The sequence below is a fragment of the Gordonia sp. NB41Y genome (assembly GCF_030718915.1).
GTDB lineage: Bacteria > Actinomycetota > Actinomycetes > Mycobacteriales > Mycobacteriaceae > Gordonia > Gordonia desulfuricans.
Genome location: NZ_CP132196.1, coordinates 5,582,514 through 5,608,805 on the forward strand (window position 1 = coordinate 5,582,514; position 26,292 = coordinate 5,608,805).

Annotated in this window: 25 protein-coding genes and 1 pseudogene; 10 read left to right on the top strand and 16 right to left on the bottom strand. The window is 67.6% G+C overall.

The window, feature by feature from the left end; translation table 11 throughout:
- Window positions 1–48: 48 nt before the first annotated feature.
- The 3 genes and pseudogenes from poxB to Q9K23_RS24495 form a co-directional block, all read right to left on the bottom strand.
- Entirely contained in the window at window positions 49–1,785 is a 1,737-nt protein-coding gene (gene poxB, locus Q9K23_RS24485) for a ubiquinone-dependent pyruvate dehydrogenase (protein ID WP_020789549.1), read from the bottom strand.
- A gap of 62 nt (window positions 1,786–1,847) precedes the next feature.
- On the bottom strand, window positions 1,848–2,231 hold the full coding sequence (locus Q9K23_RS24490; protein WP_238404166.1) for a CAP domain-containing protein: 384 nt from the start codon (window positions 2,229–2,231) through the stop codon (window positions 1,848–1,850).
- Window positions 2,232–2,279: 48 nt separating this feature from the next.
- Window positions 2,280–2,555, bottom strand: a pseudogene (locus Q9K23_RS24495) (antibiotic biosynthesis monooxygenase); the annotation flags it as partial.
- 28 nt (window positions 2,556–2,583) lie between these two features.
- Here Q9K23_RS24495 and Q9K23_RS24500 point away from each other — a divergent pair.
- Window positions 2,584–3,264: a hypothetical protein gene (locus Q9K23_RS24500; RefSeq protein ID WP_305950318.1), complete on the top strand. Its 681-nt coding sequence runs from the start codon at window positions 2,584–2,586 to the stop codon at window positions 3,262–3,264.
- A 40-nt stretch (window positions 3,265–3,304) separates the two neighbouring features.
- Here Q9K23_RS24500 and Q9K23_RS24505 read toward each other — a convergent pair whose 3' ends face one another.
- From Q9K23_RS24505 to Q9K23_RS24520, 4 genes are all read right to left on the bottom strand, one after another.
- Complete coding sequence (locus tag Q9K23_RS24505) at window positions 3,305–3,931, bottom strand: class I SAM-dependent methyltransferase (protein ID WP_020789544.1); 627 nt, start codon at window positions 3,929–3,931, stop codon at window positions 3,305–3,307.
- An 87-nt stretch (window positions 3,932–4,018) separates the two neighbouring features.
- Window positions 4,019–4,273: a hypothetical protein gene (locus tag Q9K23_RS24510; RefSeq protein WP_020789559.1), complete on the bottom strand. Its 255-nt coding sequence runs from the start codon at window positions 4,271–4,273 to the stop codon at window positions 4,019–4,021.
- 3 nt (window positions 4,274–4,276) lie between these two features.
- A protein-coding gene (locus Q9K23_RS24515; RefSeq protein ID WP_152972914.1) for an IS3 family transposase occupies window positions 4,277–5,481 on the bottom strand; the annotation gives its coding sequence in 2 pieces (ribosomal slippage) (window positions 4,277–5,229 and window positions 5,229–5,481; 1,206 coding nt in all).
- 57 nt (window positions 5,482–5,538) lie between these two features.
- Window positions 5,539–7,101 carry an HNH endonuclease signature motif containing protein gene (locus Q9K23_RS24520; protein WP_305950319.1) on the bottom strand — a complete coding sequence of 521 codons (1,563 nt, stop codon included), beginning with the start codon at window positions 7,099–7,101 and terminating at the stop codon, window positions 5,539–5,541.
- 69 nt (window positions 7,102–7,170) lie between these two features.
- Between Q9K23_RS24520 and Q9K23_RS24525 the strand changes: the two genes are divergently transcribed.
- Window positions 7,171–8,166: an AraC family transcriptional regulator gene (locus tag Q9K23_RS24525; protein ID WP_020789555.1), complete on the top strand. Its 996-nt coding sequence runs from the start codon at window positions 7,171–7,173 to the stop codon at window positions 8,164–8,166.
- A gap of 154 nt (window positions 8,167–8,320) precedes the next feature.
- Entirely contained in the window at window positions 8,321–9,517 is a 1,197-nt protein-coding gene (locus Q9K23_RS24530) for a serine hydrolase domain-containing protein (protein ID WP_020789548.1), read from the top strand.
- A gap of 371 nt (window positions 9,518–9,888) precedes the next feature.
- Here the strand turns inward: Q9K23_RS24530 and Q9K23_RS24535 are convergent, their stop codons facing one another.
- The gene (locus Q9K23_RS24535; protein ID WP_020790997.1) at window positions 9,889–10,401 is read right to left on the bottom strand and encodes a flavodoxin domain-containing protein; all 513 of its coding nucleotides are present in this window, start codon (window positions 10,399–10,401) and stop codon (window positions 9,889–9,891) included.
- Between the two features lie 134 nt (window positions 10,402–10,535).
- On the opposite strand from Q9K23_RS24535, the gene Q9K23_RS24540 reads away from it, so the two are divergent.
- The gene (locus Q9K23_RS24540; RefSeq protein ID WP_053776027.1) at window positions 10,536–11,060 is read left to right on the top strand and encodes a GNAT family N-acetyltransferase; all 525 of its coding nucleotides are present in this window, start codon (window positions 10,536–10,538) and stop codon (window positions 11,058–11,060) included.
- Here Q9K23_RS24540 and Q9K23_RS24545 read toward each other — a convergent pair.
- The gene (locus Q9K23_RS24545) at window positions 10,981–12,423 is read right to left on the bottom strand and encodes an MFS transporter (protein ID WP_053776026.1); all 1,443 of its coding nucleotides are present in this window, start codon (window positions 12,421–12,423) and stop codon (window positions 10,981–10,983) included. The genes Q9K23_RS24540 and Q9K23_RS24545 overlap by 80 nt on opposite strands.
- A gap of 361 nt (window positions 12,424–12,784) precedes the next feature.
- Between Q9K23_RS24545 and Q9K23_RS24550 the strand changes: the two genes are divergently transcribed.
- The 3 genes from Q9K23_RS24550 (at window position 12,785) to Q9K23_RS24560 (ending at window position 16,835) form a co-directional block, all read left to right on the top strand.
- Window positions 12,785–13,819 (top strand): LLM class flavin-dependent oxidoreductase, encoded by a 1,035-nt coding sequence (locus Q9K23_RS24550; protein WP_053776025.1) that lies wholly within the window; start codon window positions 12,785–12,787, stop codon window positions 13,817–13,819.
- A gap of 69 nt (window positions 13,820–13,888) precedes the next feature.
- Window positions 13,889–16,405, top strand: a complete 2,517-nt coding sequence (locus Q9K23_RS24555; protein ID WP_053776039.1) for a Tex family protein — start codon at window positions 13,889–13,891, stop codon at window positions 16,403–16,405.
- A gap of 16 nt (window positions 16,406–16,421) precedes the next feature.
- Window positions 16,422–16,835, top strand: a complete 414-nt coding sequence (locus Q9K23_RS24560; RefSeq protein ID WP_020789626.1) for an NUDIX domain-containing protein — start codon at window positions 16,422–16,424, stop codon at window positions 16,833–16,835.
- Between the two features lie 66 nt (window positions 16,836–16,901).
- Here Q9K23_RS24560 and Q9K23_RS24565 read toward each other — a convergent pair whose 3' ends face one another.
- Window positions 16,902–17,675 carry an SGNH/GDSL hydrolase family protein gene (locus Q9K23_RS24565; RefSeq protein ID WP_020789625.1) on the bottom strand — a complete coding sequence of 258 codons (774 nt, stop codon included), beginning with the start codon at window positions 17,673–17,675 and terminating at the stop codon, window positions 16,902–16,904.
- Window positions 17,676–17,773: 98 nt separating this feature from the next.
- Between Q9K23_RS24565 and Q9K23_RS24570 the strand changes: the two genes are divergently transcribed.
- Window positions 17,774–18,586 carry a shikimate 5-dehydrogenase gene (locus Q9K23_RS24570; protein ID WP_053776038.1) on the top strand — a complete coding sequence of 271 codons (813 nt, stop codon included), beginning with the start codon at window positions 17,774–17,776 and terminating at the stop codon, window positions 18,584–18,586.
- Window positions 18,587–18,791: 205 nt separating this feature from the next.
- Window positions 18,792–20,105 (top strand): DUF4185 domain-containing protein, encoded by a 1,314-nt coding sequence (locus Q9K23_RS24575; protein WP_261977608.1) that lies wholly within the window; start codon window positions 18,792–18,794, stop codon window positions 20,103–20,105.
- Window positions 20,106–20,169: 64 nt separating this feature from the next.
- Here Q9K23_RS24575 and Q9K23_RS24580 read toward each other — a convergent pair whose 3' ends face one another.
- Window positions 20,170–21,294, bottom strand: coding sequence for a hypothetical protein (locus Q9K23_RS24580; RefSeq protein WP_020789627.1), 1,125 nt, complete (start codon window positions 21,292–21,294; stop codon window positions 20,170–20,172).
- 83 nt (window positions 21,295–21,377) lie between these two features.
- On the bottom strand, window positions 21,378–21,809 hold the full coding sequence (locus Q9K23_RS24585; protein ID WP_053776023.1) for a hypothetical protein: 432 nt from the start codon (window positions 21,807–21,809) through the stop codon (window positions 21,378–21,380).
- A 50-nt stretch (window positions 21,810–21,859) separates the two neighbouring features.
- Between Q9K23_RS24585 and mug the strand changes: the two genes are divergently transcribed.
- Window positions 21,860–22,435 carry a G/U mismatch-specific DNA glycosylase gene (mug, locus tag Q9K23_RS24590; RefSeq protein ID WP_053776037.1) on the top strand — a complete coding sequence of 192 codons (576 nt, stop codon included), beginning with the start codon at window positions 21,860–21,862 and terminating at the stop codon, window positions 22,433–22,435.
- 1,013 nt (window positions 22,436–23,448) lie between these two features.
- Here the strand turns inward: mug and Q9K23_RS24595 are convergent.
- The 4 genes from Q9K23_RS24595 to Q9K23_RS24610 form a co-directional block, all read right to left on the bottom strand.
- Window positions 23,449–23,748, bottom strand: a complete 300-nt coding sequence (locus Q9K23_RS24595; RefSeq protein ID WP_020789630.1) for a DUF503 domain-containing protein — start codon at window positions 23,746–23,748, stop codon at window positions 23,449–23,451.
- Window positions 23,749–23,782: 34 nt separating this feature from the next.
- Window positions 23,783–24,646: a polyphosphate kinase 2 gene (gene ppk2 / locus Q9K23_RS24600; RefSeq protein WP_020789629.1), complete on the bottom strand. Its 864-nt coding sequence runs from the start codon at window positions 24,644–24,646 to the stop codon at window positions 23,783–23,785.
- A 68-nt stretch (window positions 24,647–24,714) separates the two neighbouring features.
- Window positions 24,715–25,704, bottom strand: a complete 990-nt coding sequence (locus Q9K23_RS24605) for a malate dehydrogenase (protein WP_053776022.1) — start codon at window positions 25,702–25,704, stop codon at window positions 24,715–24,717.
- A gap of 116 nt (window positions 25,705–25,820) precedes the next feature.
- Window positions 25,821–26,288, bottom strand: a complete 468-nt coding sequence (locus tag Q9K23_RS24610) for an META domain-containing protein (RefSeq protein ID WP_020794126.1) — start codon at window positions 26,286–26,288, stop codon at window positions 25,821–25,823.
- Window positions 26,289–26,292 lie beyond the last annotated feature (4 nt).

Genomic DNA, 26,292 nt, shown 5'->3' on the forward strand with positions numbered 1-26,292 from the left:
TTCGCGAGGTCGTCCTGCTCCACACCGGGGACCACCTGAGGTGACAGCTCAGTCGAACAGACGGCGGAACACGTTGGTCTCGGCGAGGTCGACCAGCTCGTCGCCGCGACCGGACATCACCGTGCGCAGGGCGTAGAGGGTGAACCCCTTGGCCTGCGCGGCGGTGATGGTCGGCGGGATCGACAACTCCTGACGGGCGGTGGTCACGTCGAGCAGTGCCGGGCCGTCGTGGGCCAGGATCTCGGCGACCGCGGACTCGAGCCCGTCGGCCGACTCGACCTTGCGGCCCAGGATGCCCACGGATTCGGCCAGCCGTGCGAAGTCCGGGTTGACCAGATCGGTGCCGTAGTTGACGAAGCCGGCGGCCTTCATCTCCACCTCGACGAAGTTCAGCGACGAGTTGTTGAACACGATGATCTTGACCGGCAGCTTGTTCTGGACGATGGTCAGCAGCTCGCCGAGCAGCATGGCCAGGCCGCCGTCGCCGGCGAGGGCGATCACCTGTCGCCCCGGGAATGCGGCCTGCGCGCCGATCGCCTGGGACACCGCATTCGACATCGATCCGTGGGAGAACGAGCCGATCAGCCGCCGGGGCCCGTTCATCGTCAGATACCGTGCCGCCCACACCACCGGCGACCCGACGTCGGGGATGAAGACCGCATTACCCGTGGCGTTCTCGCTGACGAGCCGGGCCAGATACTGCGGGTGGATGGGGGAGCGGTTGCGGTCGTTGTCGGCGAGCTCGTCGAGGCGCCGGCGGGCCTTGCGGTAGTGCTCACGTGACGATGTCAGATGCTCGGAATCACGGTCGCGGTCGATCAGCGGGAGCAGTGCCTCCACGGTGTCGGCGACGGAGCCCACCAACGGGATGTCCACCGGTGTGCGCCGGCCGATCTGCTCGCCCCGGATGTCGACCTGGATGATCTGCGCCTTGGACGGATAGAACTGCTGATAGGGGAAATCGGTCCCGAGCATCAGCAGGGTGTCGCACTTCTCGATGGCACGGTAACCCGACGAAAAGCCCAGCAGCCCGGTCATACCCACGTCGTAGGGGTTGTCGTACTCGATGAACTCCTTGCCGCGCAGGGCATGCACGACCGGTGCCTGCAACGCACTCGCCAGCTCGACGACGGTGTCGTGGGCTCCCTGCACGCCGGCGCCGGCCAGGATCGTCACCTTCTCGGCACCGTTCAATTGTGCGGCGGCACGGCGGATCTCGGCGTCGGTGGGTCGGGATATCCGAGGGATGGCCCGGATCGGTGCTCCCGCACGACGTTTGGGTGAGGGCTTGAGGAAGATCTCGCCGGGGACGACGAGGACGGCCACATCGCGCTTCTCGACCGCGGTGCGCAGGGCGACGTCGAGCAGTCGGGGCATCTGTTCGGGGGTACTGACCATCTCGCAGAACGCGCTGCACTCGCGGAACAGCTGTTCGGGGTGGGTTTCCTGGAAGTATCCGCTGCCGATCTCGGGTGCGGGGATGTGTGCGGCGATCGCCAGGACCGGGACCCGGCTGTGGTGGGCGTCGAACAGGCCGTTGATCAGGTGCAGGTTGCCGGGACCACAGCTGGCGGCACAGACTGCCAGCTCGCCGGTCAGGGTGGCCTCGGCGGTGGCGGCGAAGGCCGCTGCCTCCTCATGGCGGACATGGGTCCAGCCGATGGTGCCGTCGAGTCGAAGGGCATCGGTGAAACCGTTGAGCGAATCCCCCGGGATTCCGTAGACCCGTTGTACACCAGCACGTTTGATCTGCTCGACGATGACTTCGGCGACGGTGTCGGCCATGAGGAGTCCACTTCCTTCAATCGGTCCGGAAGCCCCACCATAACCCCGATCAGGTGTGCTCGTCAGTAGCGTGCGAGTACCTGTGTGGCGTACAACTTCCCGTCCGTGGCCACCGCCACCCCGACACCGAGATCGGTGTAGGCGGGGTCGAGGATGTTGTCCCGGTGGCCGGGTGAGCCCGCCCACTGGGCGAGGAGATCGTCGGCACTCGCGTGCTGCCATGACTGCAGGACGTTCTCGGCGGTACTGGTCCACCCCGAGGGGATCTCCTCGGCGCCCCAGGGGTTGTGGGCGAGTCTGTTGTGGTCGGCCATCTGCCGGCTCCACCGCTGGGCCACCGCCTGCAGTCGCGGATTCTCGGTCAGCCGAACCAGACCGGCGGACAGGCGAAAACGGTTCGTGGCCTCGGCGACGTCGTGCGGTGTCACCACACCGTCCGGGACCATCGGTCCGGTGTCACGGTGCCCGCCGTCGAACCCGAATGCCGTGTACTCGAAGTGCTCCACGAACGGGAACGGATCGTAGAAGTGGTGCAACAACTCCCGCCACCGGCCGTAGTCGGGCGAACCTCGGAACCCCTCCGTGTGATCCTCGAGCCGGTCCCACTCGACCAGCAACAGGAACACCTCGGGACGTTCGATCGAGCGGGACAGCCGCAGCGTCCGAACCCCGCGCTGTGCAGCCATGATCGGCTCTGCCGACGCGAACGCGGTGAGGAAGTCGTCGGCGGCACCGGGACGCACGTGCAGGACGGCATGTTCGAGGATCACGTGCTGATGGTCCCAGATCGGCATTGTGATGCACGGCGTCACCGTGTTCACTGACGAGGTGATCTCGAGTCGGCTCAAGATGTTGATCTCCGTTGCGGCCACGGCACTGCTCGGCGCGACCGTGGGTGCCACGGTCCTCTCGGCACCTGCTTCCGCATCCCCCGCGCCTGTGTCGCCCACCCCGACGGCCTCACCGGGTCTCGGCGCGCCGACCGGCGCGTGCGTGATCGACCCCGACAACACCGAGGTGACGGTGCAGTCGCTGCGGCACGGATGCTCGAGTGAACAGATCATGGATCTGTACCTGCAGGCATCTGCCGGCCAGGCGCCCACCGGCACGAAGACCATCGTGCTGCTCCCGGTCTTCGAGGTCCGCGGCAAGCCGATCTCCTACGGCACCGCGAAAGCGCTCACCACCACCCAGAACCTGCTGGGGGACTCGCTGACGTTCACCGCCGGACCGAACAACACCCCGTGGGTCTACAAGGACTACATCTGGGGTCGTGACGCCGGTGGGGAACTGGTCTTCGGCGACTCGCGGATCGACGGCAGACCGGCGTGGTCGGCCGACTTCTCCCGCGACTTCGGTGGCCGGCCGATCAGCCTGCACGAATACCGCAAGCTGACCGACGACTTGTGGATCGGTCGCGACATCGGCGGTGGCCAGAGCACCAACGGGCACACCGGCGGGGCCTTCGCGCTGTACTGAGCGCACGCCCACCGGGTGCACCCCGCGGTGTCGTGGCGGCTCAGACGAGTCGGGTTGCCCGGACCACGATGTCGTGCAACGGTGGCACGCCGTCGCGGACGGTTCGTTCGCACTCCTCGGCGACGTCGATGCGCCAGTTCTCCGGGGCGAGGACGCCGGTGATGCCGGCGATGGTCGCTGTCGCCTTCTCCGGTGGCTGATCCTCCGGTGAGTGCGAGTGCGTGTGGTGGTGTGCAGCGTCCGGGACGTGGCGGTGCCCGACGATGAGCAACACCCCGGACGGCGCGACCCAGTCGCTGATGTGTCGGTAGAAGTCGAGCTGCGGTGTGGCCGGGTGCGCATAGTTGGTCATCACCAGATCCCACCGGTCGTCCGGCTGCCACGTCGACACATCCGTCTCGATCCACGTGATGGGTTCGATACCCGTTGCGGCATCGGCGCGTTCGGCTGCTGCAGCCAGTGCGCGTCCGGAGATATCGGCACCGGTCACCTGCCACCCGCGCGCTGCGAGCCAGATGGCCTCGGCACCCGCTCCGCACCCGGCATCCAGCGCACGCCCCGGAGTGAGGCCACGAACCGCCTCGGCGACATAGGGATTCGAGGGCGCCTCGGAAGCTGCGCCATCCCAATGGGATTCCCAGTAGTCCTTGTCGAAAGCATGCGTCATCGGTGACCTCCGTCGTGTGTCCGACCGTCAGAGTGCTGCCGATCATCCGTTTCGGCAAGCTGCTTTGCGGTTCGCGCAAGAATCGGTTCAGAAGGGTGGCGGGTTCTCGTCGTCCCAGCGTTGCTGGGCGCGGTCGGCTCGGCGGCGGCGTTGCCGGTGGATGGTGTCGGTCTTGCGGCGGGCGGGGTGGTCGGGTGGTTTGTCGGCGAGGCCGATGAGTCCGGGGAACAGGTTGGTGCCGCGGAAGGCGTTGCCGACGAAGAAGTGTCCGGTGGGTGATTCGAACACGGCGAGGCCGAGGGTGTCGGTGAAGTCGTGGGGTTCACCCCGTTTACCGGACACCGGTTAAGCGGCCTTCTCGACCGCCTGATCAATCATGTTGCGCTCGAACGACACAGGATCAAGGTAACCCAACGCGCTATGCCGACGCTTCCGGTTGTACACCTGATCGATCCACCGCGAGACCGCCACACACGCCTGCAAGTGCGTCGCGAACGTCCGCCGATTGTAGAACTCGGTCTTCAACGTCGACCAGAAACTCTCCTGCTGGGCATTGTCCCAACACACCCCAGTACGCCCCACCGACAGCCGAGCATTGCACTCAGCTGCCGCATCAGCCATCTGCGCCGACGTGTACTGACACCCACGATCCGCATGAAAGATCACATTCGTCGTGGAACCCGTCTCCGACTCCCGGAACGAGATCGCATTCCGAAACGCGGTCTCCACAACATCGGTATCCAGACTATCAGAAAACGCATACCCAATCACACGCCGAGAACACCCATCCCGAACAGCACACAAATACAACCATCCCTGCTCGGAGGTTCGCAGATAGGTGATATCCGACGTCCACACCGCATTCAACCTCCCCCGATCAAACACCCGGCCAACGAGATCTGGAATCGCGTGCGGGTTCGGATCGACAATCGTCGTCACCGGAGCCCACGGACGCGGACTGATTCCCTGAATCCTATTCTCCTGCATGATCTTAGCGACAGTCTTCTGTGACACGACCTCACCCGAATCTCGTAAGTCGGCAACAATCCTCGGAGCCCCATACACGCCATCAGAAGCGTCGTGAAACGCAGCGACCTTTTCCGTCAACTCCCGCCGACGAACCTGTCGTGGTGTGGGTGGTGAATCCCGACGAGCCTGCCATTCATAAAACCCCGACCGAGACACACCCAACAACTCGGTGGCCCGGACAACAGGAACGGACGCCTTCTCCGCGTCGATCACTTCGTACGCTTGCTCTGGTGCGACGTTTCCGACGCAAAGAAGGCTGCTGCTTTTTTTAGGAACTCCCGATCCATCCGCAACTCGGCCACCTCACGCCGCAACCGTTCCAACTCTGCCCGCTCATCGGCATCCACCGCCGGCGGCGGGTCATCCATCCGGGCCCTCTCGACCGCAACCCACCGGCCCAGCAACTGCTCACCCACACCGATCTCCCGCGCGACCTCGGCAATCGTGCGACCGGTGTCGATCACCAGATGCGCAGCCTCACGCCGATACTTCGGCGTGTAACTCTTGCGCTTTGCTCCCATCACTCCATCCTCCCTGACCAGCCTCACACTGGCCATCAGGATGTCCGGCAAATAGGGTCAACCCCAGTCGCGCCAGGTGGTGAAGGTTTTGATCCGGTGGTGGAACCGGCACAGGGGTTTGAGGTTCCAGGTGGTGGTGGGGCCGCGTTCGGGGTGGCGGTGGTCGTAGGGGTTGGTGTGGTCGATGTCGCTGGTGGTGGCTTTGTTGTTGCAGCCGGGCCAGGTGCAGCACAGGTCGGCGGCAAAGGCGTAGGCGGTGCGTTGTTTCCCGGGCCGGTAGCGCATGCGTGAGGATCGCTCCATCATGTCGCGGGTGATGCCGGTGCGTTGGGTGAAGTCGCGTATCGCGAGGTCTCGGATGGTGTGGGCGTCGATGATGCCGATCCCGTCGGCGTAGCCGGGGTGGTCGTCGTGGCCGTCGAGGGTGCTCTGGTTGGCGATGACGTGGATGATGGCACCGGCTGCGGGTGGGGTGGCCGCGTTCGGGGTGGGGGTTGTGTGGTGGGTGCACTGGCAGGTGCATTCGGGCTGCTCTGTGTGGTCGGGCTGCTCGGTGTGGTCGGGGTGCTCTGTGGGGTCGGGGTGCTCTGTGGGGTCGGATTGGTCGGTGCTGCTGCCGATTTCGGTCGCGGCACTGTCGCTGTCGCTGTTGCTGTCGTCTGGTGCTGGTGCTGGTGCTGGTGTTGGTGTGGTGGTGCAGGTGTGGCATTGGCAGTCGAGGTGGGTGCGGCCTTCGGACATGGCGAGTAGTGCGTCGGAGCGGCGGTGTTCGCGGGTGCGGGGGTCGTCGGGGTGGACGGTGGTGGCCATGGCCTCGATGCGGGCGTTGACCAGTTCGGCGTCGAGTTCGGGGAGGTTGGCGGTGAGGCGGGATTGGCCGGGGACGAAGCGGTCGGGGGTGATGGTGACCTTGCGTTCGGCTTTGGCGTGGGCGCGGCGGCGGTGCAGGGCTGCGGGGTCGGTGGTGGCGACGACGGCGTCGACCATGGCGGTGAAGCGGGCGGTGGACATGGTGTCGCGGCCGAGGATCTGTTCGGCGATGCGGGAGTCGACCTGGGGCATGAGTTCGGGGGTGACGAGGGTGGTGCGGGTGAGCACGATCTGGAAGCGGTGTTCGTCGATGCGGCCTTGGGCGAGGGTGCCGCCGGTCCAGGGGAGGCGGTAGCGCAGGGCGTCGCCGGCGAGGATGAGTTCGCGGGCTTTGCGAGGTGGGACCGACAGGACGGCGCCGATCTGGGCGATGGCTTGTTCGAGGCCGTCGGGTCCGTGCTGGTCGTAGGGGGTGGTGTCGGTGTGGTGGGCGGTGAGGGCGTCGGCGAAGGTTTCGAGGTTGTCGTAGTGGTTGGTGGTGGCTTCGGCGATCTTCTGTTGGTGGTTCTCTTCGTATTCCTCGTACATGAGGGAGGCGGCTTGCATGAGGCGGAACATGGCGGTGGCGCGGGTGGAGGCGCAGTGGGCGATGATCTCGGTGAGATCGGTGGCGGTGAGGTGTTCGTCGCCGCGGAGGCGGTCGGGTACGGGGAGGGTGTCGTCGGTGGCGATGAGGTCGGTCCAGTGTGGATCGCCGTGGGCACCGTCGTCGGCGTGTGCCGACGGTGGTGGGGGGATCTCGGTGGACATGGTTCGAACATACAGACGGAGTCTGACAAAAAGCGTCGACGTAGGTCCGCCGTCGCCTACGGTGGACGCGTGTCACTGGATCTGGATCCCCGGCCGGCGGTCAACCGTGGGCTGATCCATGCCGAGTCGGACTGGGATGTCATCCGCACCTGGACCGACGACAAGTACATGCAGTTCGACGTACAGCCGATCGGTCGGGGTGTGGCCCCGGCGTCGTCGATGTTCTCGGTGCCGATCGGCGAGATCACGATGACGCATTTCAGCTACGGCGTCGGAGTGGACCTTGCGAACTTCGACTCCGATTCCGGAAATGTCCTGGTGCTCACCACCCTTCGTGGCTGGACCCACCACGCGGCCGGAACGCGCTTCGGCGCGGAACTGACCGTGGGCCAGACCTATGTCGCCGACTGCAGTCGGGTGGACTACAGCCTCGTCGCCGACCCGGATCACCTGCAACTGAACCTCACCATCCCGCACCGCCTGCTCGCCGACCTCGCGCTGCGCTGGTGGGGATATGTCCCCGACGACCGGCTGTGGGCGCATCGGTGCGTCGTCGGCGGACCCGACAGCGCCTGGCTGGCACTGCTCGGGTATGCGGCGCGGACCGCTGCGGTCGCCCCCGATCAGGTCGCAACGGGACGGATCGGGGCCAATCTGCAGGAGATGATCGCCGCCCACCTGCTCGACGAATGGGCGCAGCGGGCCGGGATCGACCTCGCCCGCGCGCCGATGATCGCCGCACCCGGCTATGTCCGCTCGGCCGTTCGCTACATCGACGAGCACGCCCGGGATCTGCCGACGGTGACCGACGTCGCCGCGGTCGCCGGGGTCAGTGTGCGGGGCCTTGCCGGCGGATTCGGCCGCTATCTCGGTATGTCTCCGCGCGCCTATCTGGTGGAGCAACGACTCCAAGGCGTCTACCGGGAACTGTCGGCGGGAGCGCCGTCGGTGGCGACGGTGGCCCGCAGCTGGGGTTACGTGAACATGAGTGTCTTCGCCGCGGCGTACCGGCGTCGGTTCGGGGAGAATCCGTCGGCGACGCTCGCGCGCGGATCGTCGGGCTGACCGGCGCGGGCGGTTCCGGGGCAGGGTTCGTCGGGGCAGGGTTCGTCGGGCCAGGTGCCGATCGGGATCAGACCGTGCCGATGGCAGGCATGGCCACCTCCCAAAAGTCACTAGCTTTCTGTGCTGTACCTCACACAGCACTGAAAGGACGGCCATGACCACCGTGAACGCATCGACGCTGGGCCCGGCACTCGACGAGGTCCTCACCGACGTCACCACCGCCACCGACGCGGCCCGCGTGCCCGGCGTCGTCGCATCGGTGACCCGCGCGGCGGGCACCGTCTACGAGGGCGCCGCCGGTGTCCGCTCCCTTGCCGGTGACACCCCGATGACCACCGACTCGGTGTTCGCGATCTTCTCCACCACCAAGGCGATTACCGGCACCACCGTGCTGCAGTGCGTCGAGGAGGGGCTGCTCGATCTCGATGCCCCGGCGTCGGACTATGTCCCCGAGATCGGCGAGATCGGTGTGCTCGACGGCTTCGCCGACGATGGCTCACCCGTCCTACGCGCGCCGAAGACCCCGATCACCACCCGCATGCTCCTGCTGCACACTGCCGGCTTCGCCTACTCGTTCTTCGATGAGTCGTACTCGCGGCTCACCGCCGGCGGCCGTCAGCCGAGCGTCATCACCGGAACCCGGGCGTCGCTGGCCACCCCGCTGATCTTCGATCCGGGCACCCGCTGGAACTACGGCAGCAACATCGACTGGGCCGGACTGATCGTCGAGGCGATCCGCGGCAAACGACTCGGCGAGGTCATGGCCGAGCGGGTGTTCGCGCCGCTCGGCATGACCGACACCGCATTCTCGATGACCGACTCGATGACCGAGCGTCTCACCGAGATCCACCAGCGCACCGCCGACGGAACCCTGGTGCCGACCGGGCTGGTGCTGCCGCAGGATCCCGAGGTGCACATGGGTGGCCACGGTCTGTACTCCACCGTGCCCGACTACACGCGGTTCCTCCGGATGTGGCTGAACGACGGCGAGGGCGAGCACGGTCGCGTCCTGCGACCGGAGACCGTCGAGGCGGCCGCCCGCAACGGTCTCGGCGAACTGCAGGTGACCATGCTGCCCGGCGTCGAGCCGGACCTCTCCCACGACGCCGAGTTCTTCCCCGGACAGCGCAAGACCTGGGCGTACACGTTCATGGTCAACGAGGAGCAGGCTCCCACCGGGCGGACCGCCGGTTCGCTGGGGTGGGCGGGCCTGGCGAACCTCTACTACTGGATCGATCGCAGCGCCGACGTCGCCGGGCTGTGGGCCACCCAGATTCTGCCGTTCGCCGACCCCGCGTCGATCGGTGGCTTCCTTGACTTCGAGACCCGGGCCTACGGGTCGCTCCGCTGACGTCGGTCGTGGTTGCGTGGCGACATCGGCCGGCGGAGGTTTCGACACGCCTTGTCGCTACGCTCCTCGTCGGCTCAACCATCAACGGCCAGTGCCTGATTGAGCCGCGACGCCTTTGGTGATTGAGTCGGGGATACTTGTTGATGATTGAGCCGGGACCGAGCGGGAAGGGCGAGGGTCTGAGGTCTTGACGCGACTTGTCGTTACGCCCTTGGTCTTCTCAACTATCAACGCTCAGTTGCTGATTGAGCCGGGACCGAGCATCGCGAGGACCCGTGTCGAAATCTCTGCAGCGTGCGTGGAGCGGTGACCGCCTCGTCGCTTCGCTCCTCGTCGGCTCAACCATCAACGGCCCGTAGGTGATCGGGGTATCAGGCGTGGATAGATTCTGCCCACGCGTCGACCTCGTCCCAGTCGCGGGCATCGCCATAGTGGCCACCCATGACCCGGAACATCACCCGTCCGGCGCCCGGCCAGTCACCCGGGGCGATGGCTCCGGCGAAACGGTGGGCGTCCTGGACGTGTCCGGTATGGCGCAGGGTGGCCACGGCTTTCGGCTCGCCCATCCGGGATCGCACCGCTTTGGTGCGCTTCTCGCCGAAGAATGATGTGGTGGCCCCGATCGAACCGACCGAGAACGCCCACAGTGGTTTGTCGCCCCACTGCGAGGACAGGCGGTCGACGGCGTGGGTCGCCTCGGGCAGCCACTGCCCGTTGTGGATGGCACTGCCCACGATCACGCCGTCGTAGTCGTCGAGGTGGGAGGTCTCCCGGAGTCGTGCGACGGTGACCTGGTCACCGTGGCGCTTCCGGTCGGCGGCGAGCCGCTCGGCGATACCCGTGGTGGAACCGTGGTCGGTGGCGTAAAGGATGAGTAGTCGCATGATGGTCCTCCCGTCGAACCACTGACGTCGGGTGTCTTCTCAGTGTGCACCCGATCACGGTCGGACACGAGGGCCGCAGGTCACCTGAGGTGACCTGCGGCCTTCGCCGTGCTCGGCGGCGTACGGTGACGGCCATGAGTGCTGCACCGGTCGGTCGCCTCGCCACCGCCGACGATGTGCCGGTGATCGCCACGCTGCTCGACGCCTTCAATCGCGAATACGACACACCGACACCGGGTCCGGAGGTGATCGCCGGGAACCTGCGGGAACTGCTCGGGTCATCGGCCCCCACCACATTTGCCCCCACCACATTTGCCGTCGTCGCCGGGACACCGGTGCGGGCAGTCGGACTCGTCACCCTCCGGACCAATGTGTGGGTCCCGGGTGGTGTGGCCCTGCTCGACGAGCTGTACACGGTGCCAGACCATCGCAACGAAGGGCTGGGTTCGGTGGTGCTCGACTTCGCCGTCGCCGAGGCCACGCGACGGGGCGCCGGCGAGTTCGAGATCGAGGTCGACGAACCCGATGTGGACGCCCACCGGTTCTACGCGCGACACGGTTTCCCGGTCTGCGATCCGGTCAGTGGTGATCGGGCGTTCGTGCTCCGCAGGGAACTGGGCTCTCTGGCTCCCGGGTCCCCGACACCGAGGAGTCGGTGACGGGGGAATCGGGCGCTGGGGAATCGGGCGCTGGGGAATCGATGACAGGGGTATCGGGTACGTCGACCTCGGTGAGCGCCGGCGCCGACTCGGCATCGTTGCCGAGTGTCTTGCGGTACTCCCGCCACACCATCGTCGCGCCGAGCAACCAGAACGGGATCTGCCACGCCATCGCCACCCGGAACGACGTCAGGTCGTAGGCATCGGCACCGGTCTGCCCGCCCGACATGATGCCCAGGGTGAGCCCGATCAGCAGGATCACCACCACGCTGGCGAAGAAGCCCCCGGCATTGACCACGCCGGTGGCCGTGCTCAACCGGTAGACGGGGTTGTGGTCTCGTGCGAAGTCGAACGCGAGGACCGAGGCGGGACCACCCGCACCGATCGCGATCGCCAGGACATACAGCAGCCACGTGGGCGCCGGTCCGCTGAACGCGAGCACCACCGACCACACGATCAGCTGCCCGGCCACCAGGACGAGTACGAGGTGCACGCGGTAGGGCGCGAATCGCGCCGAGAACACCCCGACCACCGGTCCGGCGGCGACGCCGATGATCACCGAGGTGATCAGCACCATCTGGGCCGTGCCGGAGACGAGATTCTCGGCGGTGACGAGGAACGGGAATCCCCACAGGACCCCGAACATGTTGGTGGAGAACGGCGAGACGGCATGGGTCCAGAAGGCCAGCCGGGTGCCCGGTTCGGCGAGCGATTCACGCAGCCGGGCCAGGGTGCCGGGCTGCTCGTCGGAGGCGTCCCGGGTGATGTCACCGTCACCGTCGGTGGCGGTGCTGTCGGTGGCACTGCGGGCGGTGGGGGCCGAGTGCCCGTCGCTCACCAGCACAACCGCCAGCACGGCCATCAGGACGCAGGTCGCGGCGAGCAGCAGGAAGCCCGGCTGCCAGCCGAGAGAGTGGACCAGATGGGTGAACGGGACGATGCTGACTATCTGCCCGGCCTGGCCGATCATCGCGGTCACCTGCACCATCAGCGGTGCGACGCGGCGCGGGAACCGGATGCCGATGATCCGCAACACGCACGGGAACACCGCCGCGTCGCCCGCGCCGAGCAGTACGCGCGCGGCGATCGCGATCCACACGCTGGGTGCGAGCGCCAGGGCGATCTGGGAGAGCGCCATCAGTCCCAGACCGACGGTCAGAACCGCCTTCGATCCGTAGCGGTCCAGCGCCATACCGACCGGGATCTGGGCGACCCCGTAGACACCGAGCTGGATCACCGCGAACAGCGAGAGCGTCGCCGGGTCGATCGAGAAATGGTGTGCGGTATCGATTCCCAGGGCGGACAGAGAGGTTCGGTTGGTGATCGCGACCAGATACGCGACGGCGCCGACAGCCCACGTCACGGCTACCGCGAGGGCCGAACGCGAGATCCCGGCCCCGCGTGATGGCCGCGACGGCGATGTCGACGGCATGGGGCCTTTCCCGGCGCAGGCCGGAGACTTGGGTGGGGGTGGATTTCCGAATCACCATGGTACGCCGGGAATATCGGCGCCGAAATCGGAGCGGAACCGCGGCGATGTAGGTGAAAACCCAACGATGCCAGGTCATCTCGGATGGTCTGCGGCACCTTCTGGCAAGCGCTCGGTGGGATATCTCACCGCGTGTCCTCGGTCACATCGGCAAGACCGGTGCATCCTGGAGGGCGCCGGCGCACCCCGTTTCCGGGTGTGCCGCACGCCGACCACGGATCGACAGGAGAAGGCGATGCCCCGCGAAGGCCGACCACTGCGCTCACTCGGGTTCCTCACGATCGGCTCGTTCGATCCCGCCGACCCGGGCCGCGGCCACCTCGACACCCTGGAGATGATCCAGCGGGCCGAGGACCTCGGTTTCGACACCGTCTGGCTGCGCAACCGGCACCTGCAGTACGGCATCACCTCGCCGGTCGCGGTGATGGCCGCCGCCGCGATGCGCACCAGCCGGATCGCCCTCGGTACCGCCGTCATCCCGCTCGGCTGGGAGAACCCGCTACGGCTGGCCGAGGATCTGGCCACCGTCGACCTGCTGTCCGGGGGACGGATCAATCCGGGCGTCTCCGTGGGTACGCCGATGCGTTACGACGACGTCAAGGCATCGCTGTATCCGCAGACCCACGACGTCGAGGACTTCTCCAAGGAGCGGGTGCTGCGACTGGTGCGGTGCCTGCGCGGGGAACCGGTCAGCGACTTCGAGGGCACCGTTGGTATCGAGACCTTCACCCGAAGCGTCCAGCCGCAGTCACCCGGCCTCGCCGACCGTGTCTGGTACGGCGGCATGCTCGACTCCGCGATCTGGGCCGGCCGACACGGACTGAACTATCTGACGTCGTCGGTCGTCACCGCCGACACCGACACCGGCACCGCGGCGGGGGCTCCCGACTTCGCGACCATCCAGGCCGAACACATCGATGCCTACCTCGCCCATCATCCGAATCCGCAGCAGGCGCGCGTCTCACAGGGGCTGGTGGTGATCCCCACCGACACCGCCACCGCCGACCAGGTCGAGCGCTACCGCACCTATGCGGCGTCGCGGTATGAACGGACGCTGACCCCGCAGGGTCCCCGGGGTCTGGTGTTCTCCCCGGACCTGGTCGGTCCGTCCGACGAGCTCGCCGAACGCCTCTACGCCCACGCCGGGTTCCGTCGCGCCGACGAGGTGGCCTTCGCGTTGCCGTTCAGCTTCGCCCCTGCCGACTACATCCAGATCGTCACCGACATGGCACAGCGGTTGGGGCCGGCGCTCGGATGGTCGCCGGCGTGAGCCGGGCAGACGACACCGGTTGCCGACACACCCACGGGCGGCGTCGGGGTGTCGGTGGGCTTCGGTAGGGTGCACCGGGTGAGTTCGAGCGCACCAGCTGCAGCATCCAATCCGACGCCCGGGGCACTGAAGTCCGTCAACGCGCGGATCGCCGAGGAGTTATCGGTCGGCGAGAACCAGGTGGCGGCCGCGGTGCGGCTGCTCGATGAGGGATCGACGGTCCCGTTCATCGCCCGGTACCGCAAGGAGGTCACCGGCAGCCTCGACGACGCGCAGCTGCGCACCCTCGACGAGCGTCTGCGTTACCTGCGCGAGCTCGACGACCGCCGCGCCGCGGTGATCGCCTCGATCGAGGAGCAGGGCAAGCTGACCGACGAGCTGCGTGCCGCGCTGCTCGCCGCCGACACCAAGTCCCGTGTCGAGGACATCTACCTGCCGTACAAGCCGAAGCGGCGCACCAAGGCGCAGATCGCCCGCGAGAACGGGCTCGAGCCGCTGGCCGATCGTCTGCTCGCCGACCCGTCGCTGGTCCCCGACGAGGTGGCCGCCGAGTTCACCACCGACGCCGTCGCCGACGCGCAGGCCGCGCTCGACGGTGCCCGCTACATCCTGATCGAGCGGGCGTCGGAGGACGCCGAGCTCGTCGGTTCGGTGCGCGAGAAGTTCTGGGCCGACGGCGCACTGCGCACCACGCCCCGTTCGGAGGAGGTCGCCACGAGCCCTGCCGGGCAGAAGTTCCGCGACTACTTCGAGTTCTCCGAACCGCTGGAGAAGATGCCGTCGCATCGCGTGCTCGCGGTGCTGCGCGGCGAGAAGGAAGAGGTCCTCTCGCTCGACTTCGACGGCGGCGAGGACGAGGCATACCAGGCGATGGTCGCCGCGACCCTCGGCGTCGACGGCTCCGACCCGGGGGCGGGCACCCCATGGCTGCTGCAGACGGTGCGGTGGGCGTGGCGCACCAAGCTGATGGTGTCGGCCGCCGTCGACGCGCGTGTACGCCTTCGCCAGCGCGCCGAGGAGGACGCGGTGACGGTGTTCGCCACCAACCTCAAGGACCTGCTGCTGGCCGCACCGGCCGGTGCCCGCACCACACTCGGACTCGACCCGGGCTTCCGCACCGGCGTCAAGGTGGCCGTCGTCGACGCCACCGGCAAGGTCCTCGACACCTGTGCCATCTACCCGCATCAGCCGCAGAAGCAGTGGGATCAGTCCAAGGCCACCCTCGCCGCGCTGGTCGCACGCCACAACGTCGACCTGATCGCCATCGGCAACGGCACCGCGTCGCGTGAGACCGACGCCCTGGCCACCGAACTCGTCGCCGACATCAAGAAGGCCGGCGCCACCGCACCGGTCAAGGCGATGGTGAGCGAGGCGGGCGCATCGGTGTACTCGGCCTCCGAGTACGCCTCGCGCGAACTGCCGCAGCTCGACGTCTCGCTGCGCGGCGCGGTGTCGATCGCCCGCCGTCTGCAGGACCCGCTCGCCGAGCTGGTGAAGATCGAACCCAAGTCCATCGGTGTGGGCCAGTACCAGCACGACGTCACCCCGGGCACCCTGGCCCGAAGCCTCGACGCGGTGGTCGAGGACGCGGTGAACGCCGTCGGCGTCGACCTCAACACCGCATCCGTGCCGCTGCTCGCCCGCGTGTCGGGTGTCACCCCCACGCTGGCCGAGGCCATCGTCACCCACCGTGACACCACCGGACCGTTCCGGAGCCGCAAGTCGCTGCTCGACGTCCCGCGCCTGGGACCCAAGGCATTCGAGCAGTGTGCGGGCTTCCTGCGGATCCGTGAGGGCGACGACCCGCTCGACGCATCGGGTGTGCACCCCGAGTCGTACCCGGTGGTCCGCAAGATCCTCGACCGCTCGGGCGTCGCGCTCGCCGAGCTCATCGGCAACGAACGCACCCTGCGAACCCTCAAGCCGGCGGAGTTCGCCGACGAGCGGTTCGGTGTCCCCACCGTCACCGACATCCTGGCCGAGCTGGAGAAGCCCGGTCGCGACCCGCGTCCGGCGTTCACCACCGCCACCTTCGCCGACGGCGTGGAGAAGGTCGCCGACCTCAAGCCGGGGATGGTGCTCGAGGGAGTGGTCACCAACGTCGCCGCCTTCGGTGCCTTCGTCGACGTGGGCGTGCACCAGGACGGTCTGGTCCACGTGTCGGCCATGTCCGACCGGTTCGTCTCCGACCCGCACGAGGTGGTGCGGTCCGGCCAGGTCGTCAAGGTCAAGGTGCTCGAGGTCGACGTCGAGCGCCAACGCATCGGGCTGACCCTGCGGCTCAACGACGAGGTGGGCGGCGACCGGCGCGGTGGCGGCCAGCAGCGCGGCGCCGGCCAGGGTCGCGGCGGCCAGGGAAGCGGCGATCAGCCCCGCGGAAACCAGGGCGGAGACCAGCGCGGGCGCGGCAACAACCGCGGTGGACGTGGCGATCGTGACGGCAACCAGCGTGGTGGCAACGGCAACGGCAACGGGAACGGCAAGGGCAACGGAAACCAGCGGGGCGGCAACAACAATCGTCGCCGCGAGTCCGCGCCCAACGGATCGATGGCGCAGGCCCTGCGCGACGCCGGCTTCGGTCGCTGATCCGAGGTAGCGGCCGATGTCGAAGAGCGACAAGGTGATTCGTGTCAGCGCCGTCGTATTCTGTACCGATGACGGCGAGTTGCTGACCGTCCGTAAGACCGGCAGCACGCGATTCATGTTGCCCGGCGGCAAACCCGAACCGGGGGAGTCGCCGCGGCAGACCGCCGCACGCGAATGCGCCGAGGAGATCGGGGTCGTCCTCGGGCCCGACGATCTCACCGAACTCGGTGTGTTCCGGGCGCCGGCGGCCAACGAGGCCGGTCACCTCGTCGAGGCCGTGGTGTTCCGGCACGACGTGCTGCCGGTCGACCGGCCCACCGCCGAGATCGCCGAACTGCGGTGGATGCGGATCGATCGTCTCGACCCCGACGTGTCGCTCGCGCCGCTGCTGGCCGAGCGCGTGATCCCGCTGCTCCTGGCCGGTCGCTGAGACCTCACGTCGTGGGGGCCGTACCGGACCCCACGACGTGGTCGGACCAGGAGAGGTCGGTCTGGGTCAGGAGAGGGCGTCGGCGGCCGGTACCGGAATCGGCCAGCGCGGGGTGACGCCATCACCCGAGGACGTTCCCCGCACCCGGCGCATCAGCCACGGACCGAGGAAGGTCCGTGCCCAGCGCAGGTCGTCTCGGCGCCGTTCGTCGGGGGTCGGTTCGGTGGCCGCGGGCAGGGGGTCGAGGGCGATGGTGTGCTGCACACCGAGCCGGTCGAGCACCTCCGATGCCATGCGTGCATGGCCCGGCGGCGACATGTGCAGTCGGTCGGTGTCCCACATCCGGTAGTCGTCGTAACCGCGCAGACGCCAGAAATCGAGGACGGTGACGCCGAGCCGGTCGGCGACCTCGCGGACCAGCTCGTTGTAGACCGCCGCACGACCGCGGGTGAGCCGGAACACCGGTGCCCACCCGGCGTCGTAGGCGGTGAACACCACCACCGTCGCTCCGGTGTCGACCAGCCGCGACAGCGCCTGCTCGTAGCGGGCGACGAGGCCGTCGATGTCGATCGACGGTCGCATCATGTCGTTGCCGCCGGCGTAGATGGTCACCAGGTCGGGCCGCAGGGCCACCGCCGTATCGATCTGCTCCTCGATCACCTGGTCGAGGAGTTTGCCGCGGATCGCGAGGTTGGCGTACTCGAACGACGCCGAGTGCCTGCCGAGCTCCTCGGCCACCCGATCGGCCCAGCCGCGCAGGCCGTTGGGTCGCGCGGGGTCGGCGTCACCGACCCCTTCTGTGAACGAATCACCCAGTGCCACATACCTGTTGAACTTCACACTCACCTCGCTGCGTATCGACCCCGTCAAGCAGGTTACGTCGGTCGTCATAATTCGGCAAAGCCAGGCGACCGCCGTCACGCGGTAACGTGATCGCCGTGCCGATTCTGAACAAAGACATGACCCTGTGCATCTCCCTGGCCGGTCGGCCGTCGAACATCGGTACCCGGTTCCACAATCACCTGTACGACGAGCTCGGCCTGAACTTCATCTACAAGGCGTTCTCCACCGACGACATCGCCGGTGCGATCGCCGGCGTCCGGGCCCTCGGAATCCGCGGCTGCTCGGTGTCGATGCCGTTCAAGGAGGCGGTCATCCCGCTCGTCGACGTCGTCGAGAGCTCGGCGGAGGCGATCGGGGCGGTCAACACCATCGTCAACGACGACGGCCGGCTGATCGCTTCCAACACCGACGTGGAGGCGGTTGCATCGCTGATCGCGAGCAACGGCCTCGACAGTTCGCTACCGGTGCTGGTGCAGGGATCGGGTGGGATGGCCAAGGCCGTGGTCGCGGCCTTCCGGTCGGCCGGTTTCGCCGACCTGACCGTCGTCGCACGCAACACCGTCGCCGGGCCCGCGCTGGCCGAGCAGTACGGGTACCGGCATGTCGCCGTCGCCGAACCGGGGGCCGCGATCATCGTCAACGTCACACCGTTGGGGATGCGCGGCGCCGACGCCGACGTCCAGGCCTTCGACGATGCGGTCCTCGAGGCGGCGGCGGTGGTGTTCGACGTGGTCGCGTTCCCGGCGGAGACGCCACTGATCATCGCGGCCGGGGCGGCGGGCAAGCGGGTGATCACCGGGGCCGAGGTGATCGCGTTGCAGGCGGCGGCGCAGTTCGAGAAGTACACCGGTGTGGCGGTCACCGCCGAGCAGGTGGCGAGGGCGTCGGAGTTCTCCCGCGCGGAATGACCCGGCGGAGTCGGGTCTTTCACAGGTGATTCCAAGCCGTGATCGGTTTGTGACCGGGATCGACACGGTTCGTCATCCAGGGCTGATCAAATTGTCACTTGAGTATCACTGGTCACATCTGTCACACGGGTGATCGAGCAGGGTGCTCGTGACCATCGCCGCCGGATGAGAGTGACGCCTGATGAGACTGCGCACCGCCCGCTCGTTGATAGGTGTCGCCGTCGTCGCGGCCGGCCTGATCGGTACCGGTGTGGGTGCCGGCGACGCGGCTGCAGCACCGTGCGGCAACAGCAGCAGCGGATCGTCGGGGTCGCTCGAGCTGGGGTCGTTCGGTTCGCTGGGCTCGGGTTCCGGATCGGGTTCGGGATCGAACGGACCGTCCGGTCCCGGCGCCGGTCCTCAGGGCCCCCTGCCCGTCTTCATCGGGTCCAACACGCGCACGGTCTCGTGGGTGACCGGTCCCTGGAGCCCCAACAGCACCTACAACCGGTTCGGCATCTCCGGCACCGACCTCGGCATCAGCTGGGACAACGGCAGCGGTCAGACGCTGATGGCCTTCGGCGACACCTTCGGCAACTGCCGGGTCAGCGGCCAGCAATGGCGGCACAACGTGCTGCTCCGTTCCGACGACACCGACCTGTCCAACGGCATCACCGTGCCCGACGCGGTCTCCGGTGATGTCCGATCCGGCAGCGTGGTGGCCGCCGACGACCCACGGTTCGCGCTCCAGCTGATCCCCGCCCTGGGCCTGAACTATGTGGAGGTCACCACCATCCCGACCGCCGCGATCGCCCTCCCCAAGCCGGGCGGCGGCTTCCGTCAGTACATCAACTACATGTCGGTGCGGTCGTGGGGCAGCGCCGGACACTGGGTGACCAACTTCTCCGGCATCGCCTACTCCGACGACAACGGGCAGACGTGGACCTCCGATCCCAACACCCTGCTGATCAACGCCCCGGTGACCCTCGCGCTGCCCGGTGAACTCCAGGCGGTCGATCCCAACAACGGCAAGTTCCAGCAGAGCGCCTACGTCCGCGGCCACGGCGCCGAGGACGGCTACGTCTACCAGTTCGGCACACCCAACGGCCGGTTCGGTGCGGCGTTCCTGGCTCGCTTCGCGCCCGACGACATCCTCGACCTCACCAAGTACCAGTACTGGGCGGGGCAGGCACTCGGCTGGGTCGACAGCATCTCCCAGATACCCGACGACGGATCGGCGATCGTCGTCGGGCAGCCGGTCACCGAACTGTCGGTGTACTGGAGTCCCTACCTGAACAAGTACCTGATGCTCGACGGCGACAACGCCATCCGCGCCCGGACCGCCGACCGGCCGGAAGGACCGTGGAGCTCGCCGACCACGCTGGTGCCGTCGGGTGCCATCGTGCTGTACGGCCCGATGATCCAACCGCAGTCACCGGCCATCCTCGGTACCGGCAAGGATCTCTACTTCAACGCATCCCGGTGGAGTGACTACAACGTGATGATGCTGCGCAGCGACATGAGCAAGGTGCCGCACTGAGTGCCGAGCACTCCCGGGATCGCAGTGTCGGGGATCTCGGTGTGGGGTCTCTCGGTGTGCGGGCTCAGCCGAGCGGGTAGCGCAGGCCCGCCACGGCGACCCCGTTCCACAGTGAGTGGGTGATCTCCATGTCGCGAACCGCCTTGACCTCACCGCCGTGGTCGAGCACCGAGACCACGATCGCCGACAGCAGGTCGTAGCCGTCGTCGGAACGGGTCAGCGCCCCGGTGGCCGGGTCCATCGTGCCGAAGATGTCGACGGTGAACTCGTACAGCAGCGTCGACACGGCGCCGGCGACGGCGGCACGGGCGATGTCCTCGAGCTCGGTGGCGACCAATCCGGCCGACACACCGTCGGCGATCCGGTCCATCCGGGCGGAGCTGCGTTCGGCGTTGATCGCCGGGATCTCCTTGCGGATCGCGGTGTCGATCTCATCGGCCCGCAGATTGTCGGGCGCCCCGTGCACCGGGATCACCCGGCGCACCGAGTCGGCGTTGCGGTAGAGGTCGAGCAGGGGATCGGCGGCGAACAGGAACAGCGGCTGGGTGGCGTTCGGATCAGGATGTGCCAGTTCGGTCTTCACCGCCTCGGCGACCCGATGTGCGTACTGGTCGAGCAAGACCTTCTTGCCCTCGTCGCCGACGAGGCGCCGCACATGCCCGCGATCGCGGATGGTCGCGCGGTTGGTGGCGTCGGCGGCGTCGGTGCCGTATTCGCCGGTCAGCTGGAGTTCGGTGGCCACGGTGGTGGCCGTCGCCGACCACAGGTTCCAGCCGTTCGCCGACAGGGTCAGCGCGTAGGCGGCCTGCGACGACGACACCGCGCGCACCAGCTGGCCGAGGTCGAAGTAGCCACCGACCTGCATCTGGTTCTCGAGGTTGTTCGGCAGCACGAAGATCTCGGAGAAGACCGGGGTGAGGAAGATCGCCACCGACCGCGACAACCGTGACCACGCCTCGTCGTTGCGGATCTTCTCCCACTGATCGCGCAACGCGGTCTCGGTGGCGTGCCGGATGCCGGTCTCGCGCAGGGTGCGGATCGCGCGGTCGAAGGCGCTCTTCGCGGTGAGTGCACTGCCCTCACGTTCATCGGGTGCAGGTGAGGTCTCGGCGTAGATCGTGATCGCGTTCTCGTGCGGTCGGCCGAGGTCACGCAAGGTGTCGAGGGTCGGGAGTTCGAAACGTGCCATTGTCACGTCCGTCCTTTCCTGGTGGTAGGTTCGGCGCCCTGATCCCCACTGTAGACATCACCTCGTGTCAGCAGGGGCGGATTTCATCCGTGCAGTGTGGAGGGACCGAGCACCAGTGCACCGAGTTCTCGTACCCGGCTACGCAATTCACGATCGGCGGTGACGACGGTGATCCCCGGGGCATCCGGCGTTTCCCGGGTGTCGGAATCGGGCCGGTTCACCCGAACGGCGTCGACGATCGCATCGTCACCCGAACCGGGTGCATCGACCACCTCGACACCGTCGACCGGCGTCACTCCGCGGGCGCGTCCCTCCACGACCAGCACGATCCGGATCGGTCCCGGTAGCCCGCCCAGGCCGGACACCGCGAGCGGTGCGAGACGATCCCGCAGCCGTTCGGCCGCTCCCTTGCGGTCGCGCCACCAGCCGTCGGGGACCGACCCGACCACATTGGCCGCGTCGACGATCAGGATCGGACGGACCCCGGATCGGGGGTTCACGGTGGGATCTCCCATCACCCCATCCACCCATACCGGGGTGCACGACGGCAAGTACCGTGCATCGTGTGCGCTTCACCCGCGACGAACTCGACGCCTTCCGTGACACCGAGATCGACGACCTGCTCGGCCCCGGATGCCGACTGCTGTTCGTCGGGATCAACCCGGGGCTGTGGAGTGCGGCGACCGGCGCGCACTTCGCCCGGCGTGGTAACCGCTTCTACCCGGCGCTCGCGCAGGCCGGCATCGTCGACCACGTCATCGACGCGTCGTCCGGGATGCGACCCGAGGACACCGAGCAGCTGATCGCCCGCGGCATCGGCATCACCAATGTCGTCGCCCGTGCGACGGCGACCGCCGCCGAACTGTCGAAGGACGAATTCCGTTCCGGCGGGCGACGATTGCGTGAGGTGGTGGCCCAGGTACATCCACAGGTGGTCGCGATCCTCGGAATCACCGCCTACCGCACGGCATTCGGCGAACCGAAAGCCCGCGCCGGTCGGCAACCATCGGATTGGGACGGCGCCCAGGTGTGGGTGGTGCCCAACCCCAGCGGACTCAATGCGCACGAGACCGTGGCATCGTTGGCCGCCGCATACCGCGAGGTGGCCGTCGCGGCCGGAGTGCTGGACGTGATCCGGTAACAATCGACGCCCAGGGCGCCCGCCACGCAACCACATTCGATGGTCGGGCCGGGACCGAGCCCCTGGGACGGGGACCCGTGTCGAGGCCTGGTGAGATTGCGGTGTCGGTGTCCAACCTCAGGGGTGGTCACTTGTCGATGTCGGCCGGCGGAGGTTTCGACACGTCTCGTCGCTTCGCTCCTCGTCGGGGTGTGGGTGGTCGAGCCGGGACCGAGCCCCTGGGCGAGGACCCGTGTCGAGGCCTGGTTAGATAGCGGTGTCGGTGTCCAACCTCAGGGGTGGCTACTTGTCGATGTCGGCCAACCGAGGTTTCGACTCGCCTCGTCGCTTCGCTCCTCGTCGGCTCAACCAGCAAAAACCGCACCCCGCACGGTGGTTGAGCAGGACGTCCTCGCGCTGGCGAGGCCGACCGGCTGTCGAAACTTCTGCATGGTCATGTTGGAGCGCATCCACCTTCGAGTTGGTTACTTGTCGATGTTTGCCAACCGAGGTTTCGACACGTCTCGTCGCTTCGCTCCTCGTCGGCTCAACCAGCAAAAACCGCACCCCGCATGGTGGTTGAGCAGGACGTCCTCGCGCTGGCGAGGCCGACCGGCTGTCGAAACCTCGGCAAGGTCACGCTGGAATGCGTCCACCTCCGAGCTGGTCACTTGTCGATGTCGGCCGGCGGAGGTTTCGACACGCCTCGTCGCTTCGCTCCTCGTCGGCTCAACCAGCAAAAACCGCACCCCGCATGGTGGTTGAGCAGGACGTCCTCGCGCTGGCGAGGCCGACCGGCTGTCGAAACCTCGGCAAGGTCACGCTGGAATGCGTCCACCTCCGAGTGGGTCACTTGTCGACGTCGGCCAACCGAGGTTTTGACTCGTGGGTGGTCGAGCCGGGACCGAGCCCCTGGGCGAGGACCCGTGTCGAGGCCCGGTGAGATGGGGGTGTCGGTGACCGACCTCAGGGGTGGTCACCGACACTCGGCCGGTGTGACGAGGGCACAACCGAACTGGGTGAGACGCGGGACCTCAGTCGACCTCGTCGGAGCGGATCACCCGGCTGCGCACCGACAACAGCTCCACCTCGGGGCGGCCGGCGGCGAACCGCTCGATCGCCTCGAGGACCTCCACCACATGCGCCCGGTCACCGGACACCACGGCCACCCCGATACCGGTGCGGCGGTGCACATCCCGATGCGCGACCTCCGACACCGACACCGAGAACCGCTGTTTGATCTCGGCGACGATGGGACGCACCACCGACCGTTTCTGCTTGAGCGAGTGCACATCTCCGAGCAGATAGTCGAATTCTGCGAATCCGATCCACATCGCCGTGCCGACTCCGTGCCGATCCGTCATGCGATCAGCCGGCATCTCCCATCAGGGCGGTGACGTGATCGGGCACGTACCGCGACAACGACCGCGGCGGACGGTGATAGTTGCCGGTCTCGATCGGATGTTTGGGCAGCGTCACCTCGGGTCGGGCCACCTCGTGGTAGTCGATGGTCGAGAGCAGATGCGAGATCATGTTGAGTCGCGCATGCTTCTTGATGTCGGATTCGACGACGTTCCAGGGGCTCGCCGACGTGTCGGTGTGGACCATCATCTCGTCCTTGGCCCGCGAGTACTCCTCCCAGCGATACACCGACTCCAGATCCATCGGGCTGAGCTTCCACTGCCGGACCGGATCGGTCATCCGGGACCGGAACCGGCGGAGCTGCTCGTCGTCGGACACCGAGAACCAGTACTTGCGCAACAGGATTCCGTCGTCGATCAGCATCTGCTCGAAGATGGGGGTCTGCCGCAGGAACCGGGTGTGCTCCTCCGGGGTGCAGAAGCCCATCACCTTCTCGACTCCGGCACGGTTGTACCAGGAACGGTCGAACAACACGATCTCGCCGGGTGCCGGCAGGTGCGCCACGTAGCGCTGGTAGTACCACTGACCACGTTCCCGGTCGGTGGGTGCGGGCAGCGCCGCGACCCGGGCGACCCGCGGGCTCAGGTACTCGGTGATCCGCTTGATCGTGCCGCCCTTGCCTGCGGCGTCGCGACCCTCGAAGACCACCACCACGCGGGCGCCGGTCTCGCGCACCCATTCCTGCAGCTTCACCAGTTCGGTTTGGAGTCGGAACAACTCGGCCTCGTAGACCTTGTTGCCGATCTTCCGTTCCTTGCCCGACTTCTCCCCGCCGGACTTGGCCCCGCCCGACTTGCCCTTCTTTGCCATGGGCGAAAGCTTATGCCTCCTCGGGCCCGTACGGGGCGGGGCGCGACAGATGTGTCACGAACGGTGTGTCACGACACTGTGAGTGCCGACACCGCATCCAGCTCGGACCGGAGTTCGGCGACCGATGCGTCGATCCGGCCGCGCGAGAACTCGTTGATCGCCAGTCCCTCGACCACTTCCCAACGTCCGTCGACCGAGCGGGCGGGCACCGAGCACACGAGACCTTCCGGGATGCCGTAGGCGCCGTTCGACGGCATGGCGACCGATGTCCAGTCGCCGTCGGGGGTGCCCAGGACCCAGTCGTGGACGTGGTCGATGGTCGCATTGGCCGCCGACGCCGCCGACGACGCACCGCGCGCCTCGATGATGGCGGTGCCGCGCTTGGCGACGGTCGGGATGAAGTCGTCGACCAGCCAGGTCTGATCGGCGGCGATCTCGGCACCCGGGGTGTCGCCGACGATCGCATGGAAGATGTCGGGGTACTGGGTGGCCGAATGGTTACCCCAGATCGACACCCGGCTGATCCGGCCGACCGGGGTGCCGGTGCGGCGCGCCAGCTGTGCGATCGCGCGGTTGTGGTCGAGGCGGGTCAGCGCGGTGAACCGCTCGGCCGGGATGTCCGGGGCGCTGGCCGCGGCGACCGCGGCATTGGTGTTGGCGGGGTTGCCCACCACGATCACCCGGAGGTCGTCGGCGGCCACCTCGTTGAGGATCGAGCCCTGGCCGGCGAAGATCGCCGAGTTCGCGGCCAGCAGATCCGCGCGCTCCATCCCCTTGGTGCGGGGCCGGGCACCGATCAGCAGCGCGAAGTCGGTGCCGTCGAAGGCGGCTCGGGCGTCATCGAAGATGTCGACGGACTCCAGCAGCGGGAACGCGCCGTCCTCGAGTTCCATGGCGGTACCCTCCGCGGCGGCCACCGCCTGCGGGAGTTCGAGCAGTCGCAGACGCACCGGCCGGTCGTGGCCGAGCATGGCGCCGGCGGCGATCCGGAACAGCGACGCGTATCCGATGCTGCCGGCGGCGCCGGTCACGGTCACGGTGGCGGGAGTGGATGTCATCGAGGACTCCTGTCTCGATCGGGGAACGGGATCGTGTGGGCAGGGGGTGGACGAGAACTGGGGCGGTCGGGAACCGGGATACCCCGGGAACCGGGCGCGCGTGTGGTGGGGGACCGTCAGTCGACCTCGGTGAGGACCACGGTGGACCGGGCGGAGGTGAGGGTGAGGGCGGTGCCGTCGCGATGCCACCGGAGCGGTGCGGAGGCGAAGTCGGCGAGCCAGCTGTCGGCGCCGTCGCGCGGGGGAGCGCAGGCCATCATCGTCGAGGCGAGCGCCCCGAAGGTCATCGTGGAGCCTTCGACGGTGACCTCACCCATGTGGCGGTTGCAGCCCGCGGTCATCGAGACGCGACCGGATTCGGGGAAGACGATCTCGAGGGGGCCGCCACCGGGGATCGCGACACCTGTGACCTCGGTGGAACGGTAGGTCGACCCGATCGGAGGCGGTGTCGGTGCGGCGTCCTCGGCGGAGCCGGACGGGTCGTCGGTGAGGACGACGGCGGCGACGGCGACACCGACCACCACCAGGATCGCGGCCATCAGTGCGGTGGCCGCGACGGTCGAAGGAGTTCCCTTCTCGGTCACGGAC

Bases quoted from the DNA above. Each gene is read 5' to 3' on its own strand.
- poxB (WP_020789549.1), bottom strand. From the start codon at position 1,785: ATGGCCGACACCGTCGCCGAAGTCATCGTCGAGCAGATCAAACGTGCT.
- Q9K23_RS24490 (WP_238404166.1), bottom strand. From the start codon at position 2,231: ATGGTCCCGGACGGTGTGGTGACACCGCACGACGTCGCCGAGGCCACG.
- Q9K23_RS24500 (WP_305950318.1), top strand. From the start codon at position 2,584: ATGCACGGCGTCACCGTGTTCACTGACGAGGTGATCTCGAGTCGGCTC.
- Q9K23_RS24505 (WP_020789544.1), bottom strand. From the start codon at position 3,931: ATGACGCATGCTTTCGACAAGGACTACTGGGAATCCCATTGGGATGGC.
- Q9K23_RS24520 (WP_305950319.1), bottom strand. From the start codon at position 7,101: ATGTCCACCGAGATCCCCCCACCACCGTCGGCACACGCCGACGACGGT.
- Q9K23_RS24530 (WP_020789548.1), top strand. From the start codon at position 8,321: ATGACCACCGTGAACGCATCGACGCTGGGCCCGGCACTCGACGAGGTC.
- Q9K23_RS24535 (WP_020790997.1), bottom strand. From the start codon at position 10,401: ATGCGACTACTCATCCTTTACGCCACCGACCACGGTTCCACCACGGGT.
- Q9K23_RS24540 (WP_053776027.1), top strand. From the start codon at position 10,536: ATGAGTGCTGCACCGGTCGGTCGCCTCGCCACCGCCGACGATGTGCCG.
- Q9K23_RS24550 (WP_053776025.1), top strand. From the start codon at position 12,785: ATGCCCCGCGAAGGCCGACCACTGCGCTCACTCGGGTTCCTCACGATC.
- Q9K23_RS24560 (WP_020789626.1), top strand. From the start codon at position 16,422: ATGTCGAAGAGCGACAAGGTGATTCGTGTCAGCGCCGTCGTATTCTGT.
- Q9K23_RS24580 (WP_020789627.1), bottom strand. From the start codon at position 21,294: ATGGCACGTTTCGAACTCCCGACCCTCGACACCTTGCGTGACCTCGGC.
- Q9K23_RS24585 (WP_053776023.1), bottom strand. From the start codon at position 21,809: ATGGGAGATCCCACCGTGAACCCCCGATCCGGGGTCCGTCCGATCCTG.
- Q9K23_RS24595 (WP_020789630.1), bottom strand. From the start codon at position 23,748: ATGTGGATCGGATTCGCAGAATTCGACTATCTGCTCGGAGATGTGCAC.
- ppk2 (WP_020789629.1), bottom strand. From the start codon at position 24,646: ATGGCAAAGAAGGGCAAGTCGGGCGGGGCCAAGTCCGGCGGGGAGAAG.
- Q9K23_RS24605 (WP_053776022.1), bottom strand. From the start codon at position 25,704: ATGACATCCACTCCCGCCACCGTGACCGTGACCGGCGCCGCCGGCAGC.